At 50.1% G+C, this 21,360-nt stretch carries 19 protein-coding genes and 1 riboswitch; of the genes, 14 read left to right on the top strand and 5 right to left on the bottom strand.

Annotated elements, in window-relative coordinates; translation table 11 throughout:
• Position 1: 1 nt before the first annotated feature.
• The 3 genes from AC0YNS_RS16355 to AC0YNS_RS16345 form a co-directional block, all read right to left on the bottom strand.
• On the bottom strand, positions 2-916 hold the full coding sequence (locus tag AC0YNS_RS16355) for an EamA family transporter (protein ID WP_475782055.1): 915 nt from the start codon (positions 914-916) through the stop codon (positions 2-4).
• Between the two features lie 152 nt (positions 917-1,068).
• The gene (locus AC0YNS_RS16350) at positions 1,069-1,878 is read right to left on the bottom strand and encodes a histidinol-phosphatase (protein WP_475782054.1); all 810 of its coding nucleotides are present in this window, start codon (positions 1,876-1,878) and stop codon (positions 1,069-1,071) included.
• A gap of 13 nt (positions 1,879-1,891) precedes the next feature.
• A complete protein-coding gene (locus tag AC0YNS_RS16345) occupies positions 1,892-2,794 on the bottom strand; it encodes a LysR family transcriptional regulator (protein WP_090981979.1) in 903 nt (300 codons plus the stop codon).
• A gap of 186 nt (positions 2,795-2,980) precedes the next feature.
• Here AC0YNS_RS16345 and AC0YNS_RS16340 point away from each other — a divergent pair, with 186 nt between their 5' ends.
• Complete coding sequence (locus tag AC0YNS_RS16340; RefSeq protein WP_475782053.1) at positions 2,981-4,255, top strand: MFS transporter; 1,275 nt, start codon at positions 2,981-2,983, stop codon at positions 4,253-4,255.
• A 191-nt stretch (positions 4,256-4,446) separates the two neighbouring features.
• Positions 4,447-5,094 (top strand): metal-dependent hydrolase, encoded by a 648-nt coding sequence (locus AC0YNS_RS16335; protein WP_475782052.1) that lies wholly within the window; start codon positions 4,447-4,449, stop codon positions 5,092-5,094.
• 60 nt (positions 5,095-5,154) lie between these two features.
• Here AC0YNS_RS16335 and corA read toward each other — a convergent pair whose 3' ends face one another.
• On the bottom strand, positions 5,155-6,090 hold the full coding sequence (gene corA / locus AC0YNS_RS16330) for a magnesium/cobalt transporter CorA (protein WP_475782051.1): 936 nt from the start codon (positions 6,088-6,090) through the stop codon (positions 5,155-5,157).
• A gap of 480 nt (positions 6,091-6,570) precedes the next feature.
• Positions 6,571-6,677, top strand: a riboswitch (SAM riboswitch).
• Positions 6,678-6,772: 95 nt separating this feature from the next.
• On the opposite strand from corA, the gene metA reads away from it, so the two are divergent.
• The 11 genes from metA (at position 6,773) to AC0YNS_RS16275 (ending at position 18,594) form a co-directional block, all read left to right on the top strand.
• Positions 6,773-7,690, top strand: coding sequence for a homoserine O-acetyltransferase MetA (metA, locus tag AC0YNS_RS16325; protein WP_475782050.1), 918 nt, complete (start codon positions 6,773-6,775; stop codon positions 7,688-7,690).
• Positions 7,691-7,729: 39 nt separating this feature from the next.
• Positions 7,730-8,890, top strand: a complete 1,161-nt coding sequence (locus AC0YNS_RS16320; RefSeq protein WP_475782049.1) for a PLP-dependent transferase — start codon at positions 7,730-7,732, stop codon at positions 8,888-8,890.
• 6 nt (positions 8,891-8,896) lie between these two features.
• A complete protein-coding gene (locus AC0YNS_RS16315) occupies positions 8,897-10,075 on the top strand; it encodes an aminotransferase class I/II-fold pyridoxal phosphate-dependent enzyme (RefSeq protein WP_475782048.1) in 1,179 nt (392 codons plus the stop codon).
• A gap of 162 nt (positions 10,076-10,237) precedes the next feature.
• Complete coding sequence (mqnC, locus tag AC0YNS_RS16310) at positions 10,238-11,374, top strand: cyclic dehypoxanthinyl futalosine synthase (protein ID WP_475782047.1); 1,137 nt, start codon at positions 10,238-10,240, stop codon at positions 11,372-11,374.
• Positions 11,375-11,714: 340 nt separating this feature from the next.
• The gene (locus tag AC0YNS_RS16305; RefSeq protein ID WP_475782046.1) at positions 11,715-12,713 is read left to right on the top strand and encodes a putative sporulation protein YtxC; all 999 of its coding nucleotides are present in this window, start codon (positions 11,715-11,717) and stop codon (positions 12,711-12,713) included.
• Between the two features lie 440 nt (positions 12,714-13,153).
• On the top strand, positions 13,154-15,091 hold the full coding sequence (thrS, locus tag AC0YNS_RS16300) for a threonine--tRNA ligase (RefSeq protein ID WP_475782045.1): 1,938 nt from the start codon (positions 13,154-13,156) through the stop codon (positions 15,089-15,091).
• 89 nt (positions 15,092-15,180) lie between these two features.
• A complete protein-coding gene (locus tag AC0YNS_RS16295) occupies positions 15,181-15,759 on the top strand; it encodes a 3D domain-containing protein (protein WP_475782044.1) in 579 nt (192 codons plus the stop codon).
• Between the two features lie 113 nt (positions 15,760-15,872).
• Positions 15,873-16,391 carry an RNA polymerase sigma factor gene (locus tag AC0YNS_RS16290; RefSeq protein WP_475782043.1) on the top strand — a complete coding sequence of 173 codons (519 nt, stop codon included), beginning with the start codon at positions 15,873-15,875 and terminating at the stop codon, positions 16,389-16,391.
• 76 nt (positions 16,392-16,467) lie between these two features.
• Positions 16,468-16,596 carry a hypothetical protein gene (locus AC0YNS_RS16285; protein ID WP_256208700.1) on the top strand — a complete coding sequence of 43 codons (129 nt, stop codon included), beginning with the start codon at positions 16,468-16,470 and terminating at the stop codon, positions 16,594-16,596.
• A gap of 128 nt (positions 16,597-16,724) precedes the next feature.
• Positions 16,725-18,113, top strand: coding sequence for a methyl-accepting chemotaxis protein (locus AC0YNS_RS16280; RefSeq protein WP_475782042.1), 1,389 nt, complete (start codon positions 16,725-16,727; stop codon positions 18,111-18,113).
• A 100-nt stretch (positions 18,114-18,213) separates the two neighbouring features.
• Positions 18,214-18,594 (top strand): hypothetical protein, encoded by a 381-nt coding sequence (locus AC0YNS_RS16275; protein ID WP_475782041.1) that lies wholly within the window; start codon positions 18,214-18,216, stop codon positions 18,592-18,594.
• Positions 18,595-18,700: 106 nt separating this feature from the next.
• Here the strand turns inward: AC0YNS_RS16275 and AC0YNS_RS16270 are convergent, their stop codons facing one another.
• Positions 18,701-19,996 carry an ammonium transporter gene (locus tag AC0YNS_RS16270; protein ID WP_475782040.1) on the bottom strand — a complete coding sequence of 432 codons (1,296 nt, stop codon included), beginning with the start codon at positions 19,994-19,996 and terminating at the stop codon, positions 18,701-18,703.
• A 262-nt stretch (positions 19,997-20,258) separates the two neighbouring features.
• Here AC0YNS_RS16270 and liaF point away from each other — a divergent pair, with 262 nt between their 5' ends.
• On the top strand, positions 20,259-21,359 hold the full coding sequence (gene liaF, locus AC0YNS_RS16265) for a cell wall-active antibiotics response protein LiaF (RefSeq protein ID WP_475782039.1): 1,101 nt from the start codon (positions 20,259-20,261) through the stop codon (positions 21,357-21,359).
• Position 21,360: the final 1 nt, after the last annotated feature.

The following is a 21,360-nucleotide window of genomic DNA, read 5'->3' as shown; positions in this document are numbered from 1 at the left end:
TTTATAGTCGTATGAGGACAATCCCGGCAATGGTCAGTATGAAAGCTGTCCATTGATAAGTATTCAATCGCTCGCGATATAGGATGATCGAGCCTGCGGCCACTACCAAGCTGTTGGCGGCAAATACGGGGCCGGCTATGTTGGCTCGCCCCGTTTCGAGTGCGATTGCATAGAGCTGCAGTCCGCCGTAGGAGAACAGCCCGGCGACTAGCCCCCACTTCATTCCAATCGATGCTGAGCGAAGCGACTTCTGCATGAGTCTTGAACCTTCTTGCGCACCTGCACGAAAGCTGCCGAGCGAGCTCCTGCGGGATCGCTCTTGGCGCGCAACAAAGGCGAACCAAACAATCGATAAACTGTAAGCGACGAATAAGATCGGAGCGCTGCTTAGCCCAAGGTCTCCTGTGACCTTAAGCCCGCCATTACGAATCGCGAAGAGCAGAATGCTGATGCCTACGTAGAAGTACCATCGCGGTGCTATGCGGAAGGCTTTTTCTTTGCCTTGCATGGAGACAAGCACGACGGCGAGCAGGAGCAGCAGAACGCCGCCAAGCTCAGTCTTCGAAAGTTGTTCGTTATAGCCGAAGGTGCCAAGCGCAATGACCAGAATGATATTCATATTCGTTAGCGGTGATGTCAGGCTGGCAGGTCCCCACTCCAATGCTTTCATGAAGAGCGCATTCCCGAGGGCGGAGCCTGCACCGATAAGCAAGCCGGCGAGCCAAACGCGTGGATCAGCGAGCGATGGCAGCAACGTATGCTCCAAAACGGCGTGAATGCCAAATCCGCAGGTCCCGGAAATATAAAGACCCAGAAGCAGGTAAGCGGAGGAACCGCTCTGCATCTGGGACACCTTCATCCACCAGCCAGCCAACCCGAACAGTACCGCACTGCCTACGGCTGCTGCAAACCACATGTAACTTTCCACCAATCTCGTATTTTTAAATGTTACACAAATGAAATGGTTCTGTTATCGTTCCTTCATATTGGAGGGGTATTATAATAACCAAGACCCCCTTTTGATTATATATGACTTAGGACCTGCCGCGTGCAGGTCCACTTTTTTATCTACAGGGCTACACTTACGGGCTTCTTATTCTTGTAATAGAACCATTCCGTAAACCCGATTTCCTTCAGACGCTTCGCAACAAGCTCCCAATCTTCGCCGACTCGGCTCGGTTTATGAGCATCAGACCCGAAAGATACCGTCACACCAAAGTGCAATGCACGCTCCAATATCGCATCAGACGGATACCAGCCGCCGGCATCTTTGGTACTGCCGGAGGTGTTGATTTCGATGGAGACGCTGCTCTCCCCAATGACTTTGAGGCAATCATCAATCGCTGCATCGGCGGCAATGGCGGAGAAAGCAGGGTAATACCCTTTCATCGCATCGATATGACCGAGAATTTGGAACATGCCACTGCGGGCGGATTGGCCGATAAGCTCGTAATAATGGCGTTTCTCATCGATGTGCTGTGCTTCGGAGAGGTTCTTCCAGCGGTTTCGATTGAAGATGCTGACGCCGCGCGACTGATGGACGGAACCGATAATATAATCAAAAGGATAACCGGCATAGACATCGCGATAAACCTGAGCGTGCTGAGGGAAGAAATCGGACTCCACACCGAGCAGGACGTCGATAGTGCCTTCGTACTTGGCTTTAAGCCGCAGCACTTCCTCTACATAATGAACAAATTCGCTTTTTCCCATTGCAATGCCGGGATTCGGTTGATCCTGTTCGCTTGCAAAATAAGGGGAATGATCTGAAATTCCGATGACGGACAGTCCCGCCTTGATTCCGGCTTTAATATAATCCTCGATATTAGCGTCTGCATGCCCGCACCGGAAGTGGTGCGTATGTAAATCAAATTTCAAGCTGAATCTCCTCCTACTCGCTGCTAATGAAATGATCTTCGGGCATACCCTTCAAATCGCTCAAAAACTGCTGCATCGCTGAGTTGATGTACCGTCCTGACTTATAAACCAACCCGACAGGATGGCTCATATCGAGCTCATTGACTTTAATCCGCTTGAGCGTACCGAGTTGAACCTCTTTGGCAATGGAGAGCTTAGAGACCACTGCGGCGCCTAAATTGATTTCGACCATTCGCTTCACTTCCTCGCTGCTCGAAAGCTCCATGACGATGTTCGGGTGCAAGTTATATTTGCGGAAGATTTGATCCAGAAAACGTCGTCCTAATGTGTCCGGTGACAGCATAATCATGGGAATGTCCTTGAGTGATTCTACGGTAGTATGCTTCAAATGGCTCATGGGATGCTCGGGAGCAACGACGAGTTCGTAGGTGTCGTAATACAGGATGGATGTTTCCACATTTGGATTGCGTTCCGACAAATAGGTGATGCCGATATCTACGGTACCATTCTCTACGCTGGCCATAACGCCGGAAGAAGGCATGGAGTGAATCGTTGTTTTGATAAGCGGAAATTGGTTTTGAAAATAAGACAGCACCCGAGGCAAAATTTGAATCGCGATCGAAGAGGTCGTTCCCAGCACGATATGACCCTGCGGCGTTTGGCTTAGGTCAGAGAGCTTCTGCTTCAATTCTTCTACGATGGCTAATATACGCTCGGCGTGATCAAGAAACACTTGTCCGCGGTCCGTTAATGTGACGGGTTGATTCCGATCAATTAGAACCGTTTTAAACTCATCCTCTAAGCTCTTGACTTGGGCAGAAACGGCCGGCTGCGTTAGATTAAGCAGCTCTCCTGCTTTACGAAAGCTCATGGTGCGTGAGATGGTTAGCAACGTTTCGAGTTGGTTAATATTCACGGAATCCCTCCTTTAGCGATTAAAGATTTTTATCACAGCTATATATCATTATAATGTAAAATCAGCTCGACGGCAAAAGGTACGAAACAGCCTGTGGGCCGCCCGGAGTTGGAGCAGGATTCAATTAGGATGCTGTCGAATGTTGGTTTAAGGTGACAATTCATGCGCCATAAAGGAGCGAAAAGGATGAATCCGAAGGCAGTACGCAGCTGGATGATGTACGATTGGGCCAATTCTGCTTTTGCCACAACCATTATGGCCGCGGTCATGCCGATTTACTACAAAACGGTGGCTGGCGCAGATTTGAGCGGCAATACAGCTGAGAATTACTGGGGGTATACGCAAACCATTGCAATGATTTTCGTAGCCATTCTATGTCCGATTTTGGGAGCGATTGCTGACTATTCAGGTTCGAAGGTACGTTTCTTATCGGTGTTCATGTTCATCGGATCAATCGCGACCATCTGCATGGCGTTTGTTGGGACCAATGATTGGCTGCTTGCATCTATATTGGTTGTCATCGGTACGATCGGCTTTGCCGCATCCAATACGTTCTATGATGGATTAATTACGGAGGTTTCGACACCGGAGACACTCAATGCCGTGAGTAATAAAGGGTATGCGATGGGCTACTTAGGCGGCGGCTTGCTGCTGCTAGTCAATTTAATCATGATTGAGAAATGGTCGTTAGTGGGCTTTCCTAATAAAACAGTGGCAACGCAAACCGTCTTTGTTACGGTCGGGATCTGGTGGATCTTGTTCTCGCTTCCGATTATGCGCAATGTGAAGGAGACCGCCAGAGGGACCTCTGCAGGTTTCGGTGATCGGATTCAGCGCGGGATGAAACGGATCACCAATACGATGAAGACGCTGAAGCATTACCCGGAGCTGCTTAAGTATATGGCATCCTTCTGGTTCTTCAATGATGGGATTAGTACGGTGATCGTCATGGCGACGATTTATGGCAGCGGCATCGGAATTGAAACATCGGATTTGATAGCTGCACTTCTGATTACGCAGTTTGTCGGCTATCCGTGTACGCTGCTCTTCATCCGATTCGCCTCGCGTATCGGGATGAAGTACTCGCTTTATTGCTCGCTGCTTGTATATGTGCTGATTGTTATGCTTGGATACTTCATGACGAGCGCGCTTCATTTCTATGCGCTGGCTGTTATGGTCGGTTTCGTGCAAGGAGGGAGCCAAGCTACGGCAAGGTCGCTGTACGCCACTTTGGTGCCGCCAACGCGAACGGCCGAATTCTTCGGCTTCTTAAGCTTATCGAGCAAATTCGCCGCTGTAGCCGGACCAGCTGTATTCTCCGTTGTCGGCACGATAACAGGGTCCAGCCGGCTGGGCATACTTGCGCTCCTGGCGTTCTTCATCATTGGTATCATCCTGCTGTATTTTGTGGATTTTGCCAAAGGCCGCAAAGAAGCGTTGGCAGGAGAGGGGCTTGTGTAACTCGTAGCTGCCTGGTTGCCAATTCATCACAGCTATCATACGGGGCATCACTTGAATGCACTTCAAGCGATGCCTTTTTATATGTCGGAATTCCTATTGAACGAGAATGGAAAAGAAGGTATAATCATTCGAAAAGCGAACTGACGTTCGATCAGCGCTTCTACATGGTCAGTCAGAAGGAGGAGGCAGGTATGAAAGGGACGACACACTTGGCGATTGGCGTCGCGATCGGGGTGGTTGCTGCTGCCACGCATCCCATTACGCTAACCAATGCAGCGGCATTTATCATCGTTGCGGCATTTTCCGCCTTGAGCGCGGATCTGGACGGTACGAACATGCTGAGCAGCAAGCTTAGCAAGCCGGCAAGGATAATCCGCGCACTCATGCTGTGGGGCGGAGTCGCAGCAGGAGCAGCAGCGGGGTATTTATATTGGTTTGAAGATTTATTGTATCCGTATCTCACGATTGCCGCAGCAGCCGTGTTTCTTCTGGGTCTCATCTCTCGCAACGGTATGATTCGGGATGCGCTTGTGAGTATAATCGGCTTAGGGCTTCTGTATGCTGGTTATGCGATCGGTCATCATTGGCTGATGGGGCTTGGCCTGTATGTTGCATGGGTACCTTGGTTGAATCACCGAGGGTTAACGCATACCGTTTGGGCAGTTGCTGCATGGGGAGCAATCGGATGGGGGCTTGAGCAACAGCTGGAGATCGAAGGGATTGCCTACACTGCAATAAGCGGTTATCTATCCCATCTTATTGCGGATACACTGACGCCAAGCGGCGTCAAATGGTTGTACCCGCTGACTAAGAAGACCTTTAAGCTGCCATTCGGTTAAACATAACAAAAGCTCTCCTGAGGCCGCGAACGTCCCGGGAGAGCTTTATTAATTCGCCGATCATAGCCATTCTTTCTTGCGGAAAATGAAGAACATTCCGAAACCGAGCATGAGCATGAAAGTGAGCAGCAAGTAGGAGCCGCCGTGCAGATGAAGCCCGGGTATAAAGTCGAAATTCATTCCGTAAATTCCGGTGATGAAGGTGAGTGGCATGAAGATCGTGGTCAGTGCGGTAAAGACACGCATGATTTCATTCGCGCGGTTCGCAAGCGAAGACTGGTAAGCCTCTCGTAAGTTGCCCATCAGATCGCGGTAGGTCTCGAAGGTCTCGGCGATCTTAACGGCATTCTCATAGATATCGCTGAAGTACTTCTGCAATTGATCGTCGATCAGCTTCAGGTCTTTCTTATTAAGCGTTGCGATAAGCTCCTTCTGCGGTCCAAGTACTTTCTTGAGCCAGAGAATCTCGCTTCGAAGTCCGATGATTTCATTCAGATGCGATTTCTTGGTGTGGACCAGAATATCTTCTTCCAAGCTCTCGATCCGCGCTTCAATCCGATCGCCGACGAGGAAGTAATTATCAACGACGATATCGACCAAATGATAGAGGAAACGGTCGGGTCTGCTGACTTGCTCTTCGAGCAGGATCGGTTTCAACGCGCGAAGCTCGTTAATTTTCTGTTTCGTAACGGTAATAATATAATGGCGGCCCAGAAAAATGTTCAAGGCACGTAGGAAAATTTCTTCATCATCAAATCGGATGCTGTTAATTACAATAAAATAATGGCCTTCATGAATTTCAATCTTAGGCCTTTGCTCTTCTTCGCTCAGACAGTCTTCCACTGCCAGCTCATGCAGCGCGAATATCGGCTGGAGCACGGCGAGGTCATCTACGTCGGCATCAATCCAGTAGAAGCCTTCGGCAGGCGGCACGACGGCTGCTTGAATGTCATCAACCGGTGTGAAAACACCTTGATTCACGTGACGGATTTTCATCCGCGTTCCTCCTCTCGTTGTTGCAGTAATTCCCGGATGCCGGCTAAGAGGAGGAGAACAGAATCGCGCAACATCAAGCAAGCCATATTGCGCGCGGTGCCGCCCTGCTTGCTCTAGTCCATCTATCTAGAAGCGGCGCGTTTGCGAATACGGCTCGATGACGCGAGCCTTCCTGCTATCTTCCGTATAAACCGGTTATCAGTGCGGTTGCCCGCAGGCCTCGGGTCGCCTTCCATAGTCGTAAACACCCCTTTTGTGGTCAATTATTCACTAGTTAAAGCGTAATTCTTGTCTAGTATACTCCGACAATGTCTTTCCATTCAAGAAGAAAGTAGCGTCTATGGTTCTGTAACAGCATATGCAGGGAAAAGCCCATGGTTACGCGTTTTTTGACGATGGTAGAGGTGGGCTCCTTGACGGGAATAAAGGAATGATTTAAAGTAGGAGCTAAGGTATTTCCGTTAATTAAATAAGCAAGCTTTCTTATCAAGAGCAGGCGGAGGGACTAGCCCGATGAAGCCCGGCAACCGGCGTGTAAACGTACGGTGCTAATTCTTGCGGAAACGTATGTTTCTGAGAGATGAGAGGCGCATGAACGATACATTTGTGCCCCTCTCTAATGAGAGGGGCTATTTTCATTGCGCTCCTCAGTCACAATCCAAGCAGACAAGGAGAGATTATCATGCCGATTAAAGTACCAGACCAATTGCCTGCGAAAGATGTTCTGACTGATGAGAATATCTTTCTAATGGATGAGAGCGTAGCCTATCATCAAGATATCCGTCCGCTGCGGATCGCGATTCTCAACCTAATGCCAACTAAAGAAACGACCGAAACACAGCTGCTTCGCTTAATTGGGAACACGCCGCTGCAGGTGGAAGTCGTGCTGCTTCATCCGAGGACCCACACGTCGAAGAATACGTCGTCCGAGCATTTGGAGTCGTTTTATAAAACGTTCGAAGATATCAAGCATGAATACTATGATGGCTTGGTTATTACCGGCGCACCTGTAGAGACGCTTCCATTCGAAGAGGTCAACTATTGGGAAGAGCTGAAGGATATTATGGATTGGTCGGCTCGACGAGTAACGTCAACCTTCCATATTTGTTGGGGCGCACAGGCGGGATTGTATCACCACTACGGGATTCCCAAATACGAGTTGACGGACAAAGTGTTCGGCGTTTTCCCGCATACGGTGGAGAAGCGCAATGTTCCTCTTGTACGCGGCTTTGACGAACTGTTCCTGGTTCCGCAATCGCGTCATACGGAAGTACGCCGCGATGATATCGACAATGTTCCGGATCTGGATATCCTGTCTGAATCGCCGGATGCCGGCGTATATCTGGTCGCTTCCAAAGATGGCAGACAAGTATTCGTAACCGGCCATTCGGAGTATGATCCGTTGTCACTCAAAGCGGAATACGATCGTGATGTGGCCAAAGGAATGGATATTGCTTTGCCGAAGAATTACTATCCAAACAATGATCCGTCGAAGCTTCCGTTGTCGAGCTGGAGAGCGCATGCCAATCTGCTGTTCTCGAACTGGTTGAATTACTACGTTTATCAGCAAACCCCTTATGACTTAGGTGCAGGCATTTAGATATGAAGTTCATTATTCGACGAGAGGGAGTCACTTCAGATGAAAATAGAAAGCCGCTTAGCGCAAATTGGATCCATTAAAGAGCCTGTTACCGGAGCTGTCAGCTTCCCGGTCTACCAGGCAACAGCTTTCCGCCACCCGAAGCTTGGCGAAAGCACCGGCTTTGACTATGCCCGCACGAAGAGTCCGACTCGCAGCGTGCTGGAAGAAGCGGCTGCTGAGCTGGAGTCCGGTGATGCCGGATTTGCTTGCAGCAGCGGCATGGCTGCGCTGACCACTGTCTTCTCGCTGTTTGGCCAAGGCGATCATTTGCTCGTTTCCTTGGATCTATACGGCGGTACATACCGCTTGCTGGAGCGGATTATGACTCGCTTCGGCGTATCGGCTTCTTACGTGGACACGAATGACATTGATGCGATGAACCAGCTGATTACACCAGCTACGAAGGCGATCTTGATCGAGACACCGACGAATCCGCTGATGATGATTACGGATGTGGAACGGGTTTGTTCATGGGCAAAGTCCAAAGGACTGTTGTCCATTGTCGATAATACGCTGCTCACTCCGTTCTTCCAACGCCCGATCGAGCTTGGTGCTGACATTATCGTGCACAGTGCAACGAAGTACCTTGGCGGCCACAATGACGTGCTGGCAGGTCTTATCGTCACGAAGGGCAAGGAATTGTCCGCTGAAATAGGCTTCCTGCACAACTCACTCGGCGCTGTTCTTGGACCACAGGATTCGTGGCTGCTGATGCGCGGCATGAAGACGCTGGCGCTGCGGATGGAACGCCATCAAGCAAATGCGACGGCGATCGCAAACTGGCTGCTGACGCATGAAGTGATTGAGGATGTATACTATCCGGCACTTCCTCATCATCCGGGACATGAGGTGCAGAACCGTCAGTCCTCCGGCAACACAGGTATTTTCTCGTTCCGCTTGAAGAAAGCCGCTTATATAGAGCCGATCCTTCGTCATATTAAGCTGATTGCTTTCGCAGAGAGCCTCGGCGGCGTGGAATCGCTGATGACGTATCCGGCCGTTCAAACGCACGCGGATATTCCGCTGGAAATTCGTCAGCGGATCGGTGTCGATGACCGTCTGCTTCGTTTCTCAGTCGGCATTGAGCATGTGAATGATTTGATCGCGGATTTGGCGCAAGCCTTTGAAGCAGCAAAACGCGAGCTTGGGGAGGCATAAACCATCATGGCAGAGCAGAATCCGGACAAGGGCAAGAACAACAACGAGAAGCAATTTGCAACGAAATTGATTCATTTCGGGGCTGAGATCGACGAACATACCGGCGCTTCAAGCGTACCGATCTATCAAGCATCTACCTTCCATCATCACGATATCTTCAATCCGCCGACGTACGATTACAGCCGTTCCGGCAATCCGACACGTCAGGCTTTGGAGGATTACATTACGCTGCTTGAAGGCGGCGTTCGCGGGTTTGCTTTTGCATCCGGCATGGCAGCGATCTCGACCGCGTTCCTGCTGTTCTCGACGGGTGATCACATCATCGTAACCGAGGACGTTTATGGCGGTACCTACCGCCTGTTGACAACGGTGCTGAACCGTCTTGGCATTGAGTCCACCTTCGTGGACATGACTGACTTCGAGGCTGTGAAAGCAGCGCTTCAGCCGAATACGAAGGCGGTCTTCATGGAGACGCCTTCTAACCCAACGCTGAAAATTACCGATATCGGTGAGATCGCGACATGGGCGAAGGAGCATGAGCTGATTACGCTGCTGGACAATACATTTATGACACCGTACCATCAGCGCCCGATCGAGCTTGGGGTTGATATCGTGCTGCACAGCGCTACGAAGTTTCTGGGCGGCCACAGTGACGTGCTTGCAGGTCTTGCCGTTGTGGCAACCGAGAGCCTCGGCCGCAGGCTGAAGCAGCTGCAGAACGGTCTTGGCACCGTTCTGGGGGCACAAGAATCATGGCTGCTGATCCGCGGCATGAAGACGCTGCAAGCGCGTATGGAGCATAGCGAACGCGGTGCTCGCAAGCTGGCAGAATGGCTCGAGGGCAATCCGGAAGTTACACGCGTGTACTATCCGGGTCTTGCGAACCATCCGCGCCGCGAAGTTCATGAGAAACAATCGAAGGGTTACGGCGCAGTCGTATCCTTCGACGTAGGTGACGGCGAGCGCGCGAAAGCCGTTCTTAGCCGCGTGAAGCTTCCGCTCGTAGCGGTAAGTCTTGGCGCTGTTGAAAGTATTTTGTCTTATCCGGCTATGATGTCGCATGCGGCGATGCCGCGCGAGGTACGTCATGAACGCGGAATTACGGATGGTTTGCTTCGTTATTCGGTCGGTCTAGAGGATATTGATGACCTGATTGCGGATCTGGATCAAGCGCTTAAAGGCTAAATAATGCGATACGCGGCAGTCCCGGCGGACTAGCCGCGTTTTTCGCCGTTTTGGCTGGCTTTTTCGGCCGATGTCGGTGCATGACGCTGGTTGGCGTTTGTGGTAGTATTAGTTGAAACGTAGCAAGTGACGGATATGTTGATAGAGAAGGAGGTCTCCGACGTGCAACAGGTAGATCGCATTTTAGATAAAGCACTGCAAGGAGAACGGATTGGACTTGAGGAGTGCGTGACACTTTTTGAATCCGATGAAATTGAGAAAATGGGCCATGTGGCCAATCAGATTATGCTGCGGCACCACCCTGATCCGGTAACGACCTTTGTTGTCGGACGGAATATTAACTATACGAATGTATGCGATGTGTACTGCCGATTCTGCGCGTTTTATCGGGCACCCGGCTCGAAGGAAGGTTACGTGCTTTCGGATGAAGTCATCCTGCAGAAGATCAAAGAAACGATGGATGTCGGTGGAACCGAGATTCTGATGCAAGGCGGCGTGAATCCAGAGCTTCCGTTCTCGTATTACTTGGACTTATTGCGTAAGATTAAACAGCATTACCCAGGCATTACGATGCATTCCTTCTCCCCGGCGGAGATTCATAAGATGGTATTGCTCTCAGGCGGACAATCGCTTGAAGAGGTGCTGCGCGAGCTGAATCGTGCAGGACTGGACTCCCTTCCGGGCGGCGGCGGAGAGATTCTCGATGACCGGACAAGACGTAAGATCAGCCGGTTGAAGGGCTCCTGGACGGACTGGATGGACGTTATGAAGACCGCTCATCGCATCGGCATGAACACGACAGCTACGATGGTTATCGGGTTCGGCGAAGAGATGGAAGAGCGTGCGCTTCATTTACTTCGTGTCCGTGATGCACAGGATGAGTGTTTGGCGAACGGCTATGATTCCAAAGGTTTCCTGGCGTTTATTCCGTGGACATTCCAACCGGAGAACACGAATATGAAGCGGGAGAAAGCGACGCCTGAAGAGTATTTGAAAACATTAGCGATCAGCCGGATTACGCTCGACAATATCGATAACTTCCAATCTTCGTGGGTGACGATGGGGCCGGAAGTGGGCAAGCTTTCCCTTTCCTACGGCTGTAATGACTTCGGCAGCACGATGATCGAAGAGAACGTGGTTTCCGCTGCCGGTACGACGCATAAGGTCAACATTGATTCCATTCTTCGCTTAATTCGTGAGACAGGCAAGATCCCGGCACAGCGTAATACACGCTACGAGATTCTGAAGATGTATAACGAATCCGAAATGGCGCAGAACGACTTTATCATGCAAAACTAATCGATCTTCGCACCTATAAAGCTTCCCGTCAGGAAATGCATTTCCTGACGGGAAGCTTTTGTTCGTTTAGGGGAGCATGAAAATCCGCCTAATATACCACGATTGCCCTTCCATTCCAATCCCTCACTAGCTGTGCCAATGCCTACATCGTATATATGCTTTTGCAGAACCATATACTGTTAAGGAAGCCCGATTCGACCTCTGGATTTCATGTGCAATTGACCCTAATGAGTCCACCCTCGTCCGTTCGTTTAACGCCCAATTTGCCGAATTTCCGGCCACCATATCCAGCCCGCTTACCAGCTGGCTGCTATTCGCAAAAACTTTTAGGAGTGAGCCTATGGAACTGTTCACTGTTTCTTTGCTTTCGGCTTCCCATGAAGCGATTGATCGACTGCACCATTGTTTGAGCGAGGAATTTGTCGATTTACATAGCGATAAGGATACCGCTGTTCCGTTCGTAAGCTTCACAAGGCCAGAGTATGAAACAATGGAAATATCATGCCTCGTTGACCTTGCAGACTTCAAGCTCGCTGCGGATGGCCCGCAGATGTACCGAAGATCTGCAACCGCTTTTGCACGGTACATTATGTCTGAACTGGAGCCTATGCTGCTAAAGGCGATCATACGCAAACAGTTTCATTATGAAGTGGTCAAAGAGATCGAAGTGCTCGAGCGCTATTGCCAAAATATTCTTTACGGCGCCGCTGTTCCGGCTGTGCAGGAAGACGCTACCGATACGGCTATGCTGCGATCGGACAGAGAACGCCGGATGGGTAAAGTGGCGGATGAGATCGAGCAGTTTCTGAGCAGCAACACCCGATTGCATCTCGATGGGTTCGTTACGTTTAGACTTGCCGCTTACTGGCAAGAACTGAAGGAAGTCGTCGCCTATGCGGTAGACGAATATGTGATGGATAAGCAATACCAGGAATTTATATCGCTGCTCAAATATTTTGTCCGGATGCAGGAAGTGAAGCTCCCGATCGTGCATGTATTGCACAAGGGAGGCAGCGATTTCGTGCTTTACGATCAAGAGTTTCAAATGCTGGAAACCGTGCAGGCTGACCGCATCGTAGCGGAAATGCTGGAGTCTGAAATGAACATGGAGGACATGATCGTCAGTACGCTGATCACGGTATCGCCGCAGCAAATTGTCATACACACGAGGCAGCCGGAGCTGCCCGTGATGCGCACGTTAGAAACGATATTCGAGCATCGCGTGCGGCTCTGCTGCACGTGCGGGCATTGCAGCTACTTCTTCGATGAGCAAGGACTGCCTATTGTGCAGGCGACGGACGTCGTTTCGGAGAAACGTGTGCGCAATGTCATTCCTTGAGAAGAATTTGTACCGCAATATAGGCTTGACCTGTCAGCAGGTGTCAGATTATAATAATTGACATGTAAAAGCAATGACAAAGACATGTATCCCCAGCGATGCTCGATTCAGAGAGAGGAACCTAGGCTGAAATTTCCTCGCGATGCAGTGGCGATATACCCCTTTGTAGCTGTCCAGTTGAGCCCTCACTTCATTGTGAAGTTTGGAAGTAAGCTGTACCGGGCCGTTCCCGTTATAGGACGTCTACAAGGATCAGTGGCCGGCAAGGTTGGTAGGCGCTGATTGAACTAGGGTGGAACCACGGGTCTGTTAGAGCACTCGTCCCTTTGCGGGATGCGTGCTTTTTTTGTTGGCTGCATGCCGCATAGATTGTTAAATTTCGGTCTTGCGATGGCATCATGATGCGGCCGCAAGAACCACATCCAGGAGGAACGAAGGGTATGGCGATTCAAGTAAAGCTGCCGGACGGCGCTGTCCGGGAATACGAGCAGGGCACTACAATTGAAGAGGTTGCAGGTTCCATCAGCAATGGTCTGCGCAAGAACGCGATTGCCGGTAAAGTAAACGGTAAAGTGGTAGATGTGTATACACCGCTTGAAGGCGATGTTGCTCTGGAAATCGTTACGGTTGAATCCGCTGACGGTCTTGAAGTCTATCGTCACAGTACTGCGCATCTTATGGCACAAGCGATTAAACGTCTGTTCGGCAATAACGATGTGAAGCTTGGTATCGGTCCTGTCATCGAAGACGGCTTCTACTACGACATCGATATGGAGCAGTCCCTTACACCTGAGGATTTGGTCAGAATCGAGAAAGAAATGGAACGTATCGTGCAGGAGGATCTGGCAATCCGTCGCCGCGTAGTAAGCCGCGAGGAAGCGATTGCTATCTTTACGGAAATCGCCGATCCGCTCAAATTAGAGCTTATTCGCGACCTTCCTGCAGATTCGCAAATTACGATGTATGATCAAGGCGAATTCTTCGATCTATGCCGCGGGCCGCACTTGCCTTCCACTGGCAAGATTAAAGCATTCAAGCTGCTTAGCGTTGCCGGAGCATACTGGCGCGGCGATTCCAAGAACAAAATGCTGCAGCGTATCTACGGCACAGCGTTCCCTAAGAAAGCGCAGCTCGATGAGCATCTTCATTTTCTAGAGGAAGCGAAGAAACGCGATCACCGTAAACTGGGCCGTGAATTGAAGATGTTTACGTTCTCCCGTGAAGTGGGTCAAGGGCTTCCGCTGTGGCTGCCAAACGGTGCACGTCTGCGCAGAACAATGGAGCGTTATATCGTAGATTTGGAAGAAAGCTTGGGCTATCAGCATGTCTACACACCTGTGCTGGCTAACGTTGAATTATACAAAACAAGCGGACACTGGGAGCACTACAGCGAGGATATGTTCCCGAAAATGATCATGGACAACGAGGAGCTCGTTCTTCGTCCGATGAACTGCCCGCATCATATGATGGTGTTCAAGAGCGATATGCGCTCGTATCGCGACCTTCCGGTTCGAATCGCGGAGCTTGGCACTATGCACCGCTACGAAATGTCCGGTGCGCTGACAGGTTTGCACCGCGTGCGCGCGATGACGCTTAATGATGCTCACATCTTCTGTCGTCCTGATCAAATCAAAGAAGAATTCGCGCGCGTTGTCACGCTGATTCGTCAAGTTTATGAGGATTTCGGCATCAAGGACTACCGTTTCCGTCTATCCTACCGTGATCCGCAGGATACTGAGAAGTACTTCCAGAACGACGAAATGTGGGAAATGTCGCAGAAGATGCTTCGTGAGGTTGTTGAAGAGCTTGGCCTGCCATTCTTCGAAGCGGAAGGTGAAGCGGCTTTCTACGGTCCGAAGCTCGACGTTCAAATCAAGACAGCGCTTGGCAAAGAAGAGACACTCTCGACTGCACAGCTGGACTTCCTGCTGCCTGAGCGTTTCGAATTGGAATACGTTGGTGACGACGGCAAGAAACATCGTCCGGTCGTTATCCACCGCGGTATCATCAGCACAATGGAGCGTATGACAGCATTCTTGCTGGAGAACTTCGCTGGTGCACTGCCACTGTGGCTGTCCCCGGTTCAAGCCAAAATCATCCCGGTTTCGGTTGCATACGAAGCCTATGCACGTGAGCTTGAAGCGAAGCTGCAGCTTGCAGGCATCCGGGTTGAATCCGATCTTCGCAATGAGAAACTCGGGTACAAGATCCGTGAAGCACAGCTGGAGAAAGCACCATACATGCTCGTTATCGGGGAGAATGAAGCGAGCTCCGAATCCGTCTCCGTTCGTAAACGCGGTGAAGGTGACCTCGGCTCCATGCCGGTATCAGAGCTGATTGCATTGCTGAAAACGCAAATTGCCGAGAAACAAATCTAATCATTTCCCGCGCTGGTACATGATGCCGGCTGCCGCATAAAGCTTGTCGCACTTGGGTATCCTTCGAACTAAGGAGGATAACAACCCAGATGATGACAAGCTTTTTGTCGTTTCAACGTGTTCTAACCATCAGTACAGCAGGAATGATGATGATAATCGGCTTGTTATTTGCCGACTGTACCGCAGCGAGTAGTGTGGGGGCGGAGCTTGAGCGGCAAATTACGCAGCACCCTATTAGCAAGCAGCCGAAAGCCAAGGCATTCAAGCCCATTCAAGTTATAGCAACAGGCTACACGGCAGGTGTGGAATCGACAGGTAAACGGCCGGGGCATCCGCAATACGGGATAACGTATTCGGGCGTTCGCGTGCGAAGAGCTTTTGTTTCGACAATCGCTGCAGATCCCAAAGTGTTTCCGATTGGAACCCTTCTGTACGTACCCGGATATGGATATGGTATCGTAGCCGATACCGGCTCTGCGATCAAAGGAAAGAAGATCGATTTGTATTTTGAAACAAGGAAGCAGGTATTCAAGCAGTGGGGGAAACGCAAGGTGACCGTTAAGGTGCTGAGGCGCGGCAACGGCAAGCTGACGGAAGCTTGGCTGAATGAGCTGAATGAAGCAGTCACGGCAGAGAAGACGATCCCAAGAGAGCTGCTTGAGTCCTAATCGACATAGAGAGAATGTTCGACGATTTGTTGAATATTCTCTTTTTTTTGCGGAAAAGGTATGTTAAAATACACGTTGAAAGCGCTACCATCTATAGTCGAGGGCGGATATCCATGAACATTGAATCATCTCACACAGAGCCAAATGTATTAGTGCAATTAGAGGCTTATGAGGACAAGCTGCTTGAGCTCTATAAAGAGATGATTCATGTAGCCTATGCGAAGGTGCATAACAAGTCGGATGCCCAGGATGCCGTTCAGGAAGCATGGGTGCGTATGCTCACGAAGCAAGGCACACTGAGGGAGCGCAGCAAGCTCTTCTCTTGGGCGAAAGTGATCACAAGCAATATCGCACTGAACTTGAATAAGAAAGCAGCCCGGATGCGTCCCTCAAGTGAAATGGAGCACCTGTATCGGTCGCAAGAAGCCGGTTATCGAGATGAAGCGGCGGTCATGCTCGAGATCAATGAGCTTCTCGACTTGCTGGATCCGGCGTCTCGGGTAATGCTGCTTTACAAATTTTATTACGGCTTCAAGGATGCTGAAATCGCAGCGGTGATGCAGGTTCCGGTCGGAACAATTAAAGCTCGAATCCATCGAACGAAGCAGTTTTTGCGCGATAAAATGATTTAACAATAATTCATTTTCGACTTACATAAACTGTTCCCGGCCTTGCCATACTATTGGTTGTACGGGGAGGTGAGCAGGAATGGCGAAAAATAAAAACAATAAATTTAATGCAGCCCAAAGTAAATACAACGCAGAATTTGCGTCAGAAAACGCAGCAAACTCAGCAAATGCAACAACGAAAGCCGCTTCACAGAAAGCCGATAAATAAACATAACTTCCGCATTAATGAAGCAGTAAGTGAGAGGGACCCGGCGGGGTCCCTCTTTTCATTTGTGAAACTGTGAACTATACTATTAGTTAATTCTGACCAATTGTCGAAAAAAGGGGGATAATATCATGCCGCTATTGCAGCGTTTCCGAACTCCAGGCACGCCAAGTAAGCAAGAAGAAGCAGAACAGAATGTTGTGCTCACGCAATTAATCAATGAGTCATTAGTTATTTCGGATCAATTGACCGCTGCGGTAGAGGAAGTCAATCAGTCCATAGGCCAACTGACGGACATTGCCGATCAATCTGCTGTTACCGAGGGAGAGCTTCGGTTATGCAGTGAGCGTGCCATGGACCGCATAGGCGAGACGTTCTCGACGCTGCAGGAGGTGGCCGCATCTGCTGAACAAATCAGCGACACGGCGCAGCTGCTCGATACGGAAAGTAAAGAAACGAAGGAAGTTGTGCTTGAGGTTTGTCGTTCGCTTACGAACACAGATAAAGTGATGAATGATTTGCAGCAGCATAACGGAACGATGGACCGTCATATCCGCGAGCTGATTGAACAAACTTCGAGGATCAACGAGATCAACAGCTTTATCCAAGAGATTGTGTCCCAAACATCGCTGCTTGCGCTGAATGCTTCGATTGAGGCTGCGCATGCAGGTGAATTTGGCCGAGGCTTCTCAATTGTAGCCCAGCAAATCAAGAAGCTTGCGGAGCAAAGTCATGAGGCAGTAAGACGCTCCAGCGGTTTGGTTGAAGAGATTGAGAACGGGGTCAAGCAAGTGGTTAACTCCGTTGATTTGGAGAGATCCGCAGTAGAGCAAGGTATACAAGAGATGGCGCAAACAAAGAACCGCATGGATTTGATTTTCTCGCGTATTCATGAAGTAGACCGCTTGGTCAGCAAGAGCAGTACGGCAAGCAAGCAGCAGACGCTAAGCATGAACGCTACGACAGGCATGCTAAAGGATGTTGTCGATGCGGTGAACCAGACACTTGGAAGCGTAGACGAGACACTTGAGCTTACACATAAACAGCGCAGACAAATTAAGAAGCTGGACCGAATCAGCACTAATTTACATAAGTCATCCTCAGAGCTGACAAAAGCAATCGGGCAGGTCGGCATTAAGCACGAAGTGAAAGAAAGCGAAATAAACGTAAGCGGGACGCTCGAGAAGCTAAGCAAGCTGGCAGCAGATTCGAGACTATTCTCGCTTGACGAATCCGCGCATCAAGAGCAGCTCTCTCGATTGCTTGGGCAATTGCCGGAAATTGAGGCCATTTGGTCGAACCGCGATGACGGGTCGTTTATTTTCTCCCAGCCTGAGGCTGGTTTGTTGAATGCCAAAGGTCGTGAGTGGTGGAAGCGGGCGATGGAAGGGAAATCCTTCACATCACCGGTGTACATCTCGGCGATTACGAAGAAACCTTGCTTGACCCTCTCGGTACCGATTCGTTCGGAGGAAGGTCGATTGATCGGTGTCGTAGGAGCTGACATCCGCGTCAAATAATTGCCAAGTATTTTGATGAAAAAGGTGTTTCCAAACGGGAAATGATCGTGTAAGATAAGTAGTGTGATAAATGATAACATGCGAAGGCAGGGGAGTTGTCATGACAGAACCAATTACTTACACACCACCTTCTCGTTTGAGACACCGTAAAGCAGCTGAAGTCATTCCTTTCCTCAACACATATATTGCTAAGAGAGAGCAAGAGATTGCGGAAATTGTGCAGATGGTCGAACGTTACGAGAAGCGTCGTCTACATGAAGAGCGCTCCTATCAATCGATGTCGACACTTCGCCGGATGCTTACGGGCAAGAAGCCGGATCATCATCTTGCCGTGGAATACATTCACTACGTGAAACGCCCTATGGAGAAAGTACGTAAACTCCGCCTTGAAGTGGAGCAAGCTCGTACGATTCTACATAATAACAATAATGCTGCTGATACCATCGAAGTCTCGAGTGAGATGGATGATGAGATGAATTAACATGTAACCGTCCGCGTGTGGACGGTTTTTTTGTTTCTATAAAGGAAGACGCCGCCTTCTCCCAAGATTGAACTCCGGAGAGAAGGCGGCGTCTTTGTAGTTTCTGTTACTTGCGTGACTTCAGCTGATCCAGATCGAGGAAATCATGGTCTTGATTATAGGCCGGTACTCCATGGATGCCGACATCAAGTCCGATAAGCTCTTCGTCCCTGGAGACGCGAACAGGCATGAATTTTCTGATAAGCAGAAGTACGCCCCATGTTAGTGCAAAGCCCCAGAAGCTGACGATGACCAGGCCGAGTGCCTGTACACCCAGTAAATTCCAACCGCCGCCGTAGAACAAGCCATAGTACTCTTGTCCGATTCCTTTGGTCATCTCGGGCAGGGCGAAGAGTCCAACTGCCAGTGTGCCAAGGCTGCCGCTGACGCCGTGTACGGCGAACGCGCCAACGGGATCGTCGACGCCTCTGCTCTCGAGAAACTCGGTTGCGAGGACCATTGCAATGCCGCATACCGAGCCGATCAAGATGGCCACGCCATCGGAAACGAAAGCACAGCCAGCTGTAATCCCGACCAGACCTGCAAGCGATCCGTTGATAACCATCGGCGGATCGGCTTTCTTATAACGCATCATAGTGAAGAGGATGCATATTGCTCCGCCTGCTGCGGCAGACAGCATAGTTGTAACTGCGATATGGCCGATGGAGCCGTTCGTGGCGCTGAGTGTACTGCCGGAGTTGAAGCCGAACCAGCCAAACCAAAGGATGAATGCACCAACTGATGCGAGTGGCAGATTGGAAGGAGGAACGATATTGCTTTTGCCTTCAGGTGTAAATTTACCGATACGCGGTCCGATGAAGATCGCTGCAGCGAGTGCTGCGAAACCGCCTAACGCATGGATAACTGCGGATCCGGCGAAGTCGATCATGCCAAGTTTGCCAAGCCAGCCGCCAACCGCCCAAACCCAGTGTCCGGCAACCGGATAGATTAAACCGGTCATCGCGATCGCGTACAAGATATAAGCTCTAAAGTGAATGCGTTCCGCAACCGCCCCGGACACAATGGAAATAACGGCGATTACAAAAGCGCATTGAAACAGCCAATAAGTCTCGTGGGAGATGTTGAGCGAAATATGAGACATATCTCCATCTAGCAAGAAGCCGGTTGTTCCAATTAAACCGCCTGCATCTTTCCCGTACATCAGGCCGAATCCGATGAAGTAAAAGATTAGTGCGCCGAAGGCGATGTCCACGAATACCTTCATAATGATGCTGACTGCATTTTTCTGCCTCACGAAGCCTGCTTCCAGAAGCGCGAAGCCGCCTTCCATGAGTAGAATCATTGCCGCTGTCAGCACGACCCAAATTGTATCCAGCCCGGCGGACAGAGTGGCTAAATCCATGCTCTCATCTCCTCTAGTATGTCATGTTAGGTTTTATCTCTCATTCCAATCCGAAACCCATTATATAAGTGCCGTGTTAATGATGTCAACGAGTGAAGTGATAAGACCTAACATCAACTCGTCCAATTGAAAAAGAACACGTATCCGCTCCGTCTCCAGACGTAGGAAGGGGTCAACCGTGAGACCCTTTTATGTCGCTTGCGGCACCTGTTATACTTGGAGTACAAACCTTTGCAGATGCGATTGGGAGCTGGTGGCGGCAATGAACGGGAATTTTATAAGTCGGTTTATGTGGGGCCTCTTCATTATAGTAATGGGCGTAGGCTTAATGTTAAGACAAAGCGGCGTAGTCGATTTCGATATCGCAATGGTGGTTTCCACCTATTGGCCGTTGCTGCTGTTGTTCCTTGGCATCCAAGGGATGCTGCAGCGAGCTGTTCACGGAAGTGGATCGTTCTTCGGTTCAGCGATCATGCTCATCGTCGGCTTCGTATTTCTGGGGCGTAACTTAGAATGGTTTGCCTGGTCGGTCGGCGATGTGATGCAATTCGTAGGGCCGTTGGTGCTTATAATATTCGGTTTACGGATGATTCTTAAACCGAAGCCGAAGAAGAAAGAGCAGAATCCGGGCGAGGATTGGAAAGCCTACAATTACGGTCAAGTTCATGTAGACATTCCTCCGGCACCGCCGCTTCATCCGGATCCGACGAAGCCGTCTTCTGAGGTTCCCGCACCTAACGACGTGAGTGAGGCACATTCGGAGATGAAGGCAGAGGGCGAAGCAGTCATACCGCCTGTTCGTCCTAACGAAGCGTATACGAAGCTGCAGCATAAGAGGCAGAAGTGGGAAGAACAAGCTGCCAGAACCAGGGAGCACTTCGAGAGGCACGCGAATAATGTCAAGGAGCGCCAAGAAAGGCATTTGCGAAATGCCAGGCACCATCACCGGAATGGTCGCGTAGAGTGGTGGAATCATGATCCAAACGTGCAGACGCGATCGGGTTTTATCGGCGACATTTATTTGGGCCAAGATTATTGGGAACTCAAGCCGATGAATATCTCCCATTTTATCGGTGACACTGTGCTTGATCTGACGAAGGCGCAAATACTGCCGGGCGAGACCACAATTAATATCTCTTCCTTTATAGGCGACGTTAAAGTGTATTTGCCTGACGATTATGAAATCGGCGTGCACGTCGTTTCCAGCGCCTTTATCGGCGATGTAGCGGTGCTTGAACATAAAGAAGGCGGAATTTTTAAGAATATGGATATCGAAACGCCTTATTTTCAAGAGAATGACAAGAAAATCAGGCTCCACGTCAGTACGTTTATCGGTGATGTGCGCGTTACGAAGGTAGGGTGAT

It is taken from the genome of Paenibacillus sp. J22FR21 (assembly GCF_056269135.1).
This window is presented reverse-complemented; position numbering and strand designations above follow the sequence as displayed.

What these genes read in the sequence shown, in the direction of transcription:
- AC0YNS_RS16305 (WP_475782046.1), top strand. Translation starts at nt 11,715, where the DNA reads ATGGAACTGTTCACTGTTTCTTTGCTTTCGGCTTCCCATGAAGCGATT.
- AC0YNS_RS16315 (WP_475782048.1), top strand. Translation starts at nt 8,897, where the DNA reads ATGGCAGAGCAGAATCCGGACAAGGGCAAGAACAACAACGAGAAGCAA.
- AC0YNS_RS16270 (WP_475782040.1), bottom strand. Translation starts at nt 19,996, where the DNA reads ATGGATTTAGCCACTCTGTCCGCCGGGCTGGATACAATTTGGGTCGTG.
- AC0YNS_RS16340 (WP_475782053.1), top strand. Translation starts at nt 2,981, where the DNA reads ATGAATCCGAAGGCAGTACGCAGCTGGATGATGTACGATTGGGCCAAT.
- AC0YNS_RS16320 (WP_475782049.1), top strand. Translation starts at nt 7,730, where the DNA reads ATGAAAATAGAAAGCCGCTTAGCGCAAATTGGATCCATTAAAGAGCCT.
- AC0YNS_RS16285 (WP_256208700.1), top strand. Translation starts at nt 16,468, where the DNA reads ATGGCGAAAAATAAAAACAATAAATTTAATGCAGCCCAAAGTAAATAC.
- AC0YNS_RS16280 (WP_475782042.1), top strand. Translation starts at nt 16,725, where the DNA reads ATGCCGCTATTGCAGCGTTTCCGAACTCCAGGCACGCCAAGTAAGCAA.
- AC0YNS_RS16290 (WP_475782043.1), top strand. Translation starts at nt 15,873, where the DNA reads ATGAACATTGAATCATCTCACACAGAGCCAAATGTATTAGTGCAATTA.
- AC0YNS_RS16335 (WP_475782052.1), top strand. Translation starts at nt 4,447, where the DNA reads ATGAAAGGGACGACACACTTGGCGATTGGCGTCGCGATCGGGGTGGTT.
- metA (WP_475782050.1), top strand. Translation starts at nt 6,773, where the DNA reads ATGCCGATTAAAGTACCAGACCAATTGCCTGCGAAAGATGTTCTGACT.
- AC0YNS_RS16355 (WP_475782055.1), bottom strand. Translation starts at nt 916, where the DNA reads ATGTGGTTTGCAGCAGCCGTAGGCAGTGCGGTACTGTTCGGGTTGGCT.
- corA (WP_475782051.1), bottom strand. Translation starts at nt 6,090, where the DNA reads ATGAAAATCCGTCACGTGAATCAAGGTGTTTTCACACCGGTTGATGAC.
- liaF (WP_475782039.1), top strand. Translation starts at nt 20,259, where the DNA reads ATGAACGGGAATTTTATAAGTCGGTTTATGTGGGGCCTCTTCATTATA.
- AC0YNS_RS16275 (WP_475782041.1), top strand. Translation starts at nt 18,214, where the DNA reads ATGACAGAACCAATTACTTACACACCACCTTCTCGTTTGAGACACCGT.
- thrS (WP_475782045.1), top strand. Translation starts at nt 13,154, where the DNA reads ATGGCGATTCAAGTAAAGCTGCCGGACGGCGCTGTCCGGGAATACGAG.
- AC0YNS_RS16295 (WP_475782044.1), top strand. Translation starts at nt 15,181, where the DNA reads ATGATGACAAGCTTTTTGTCGTTTCAACGTGTTCTAACCATCAGTACA.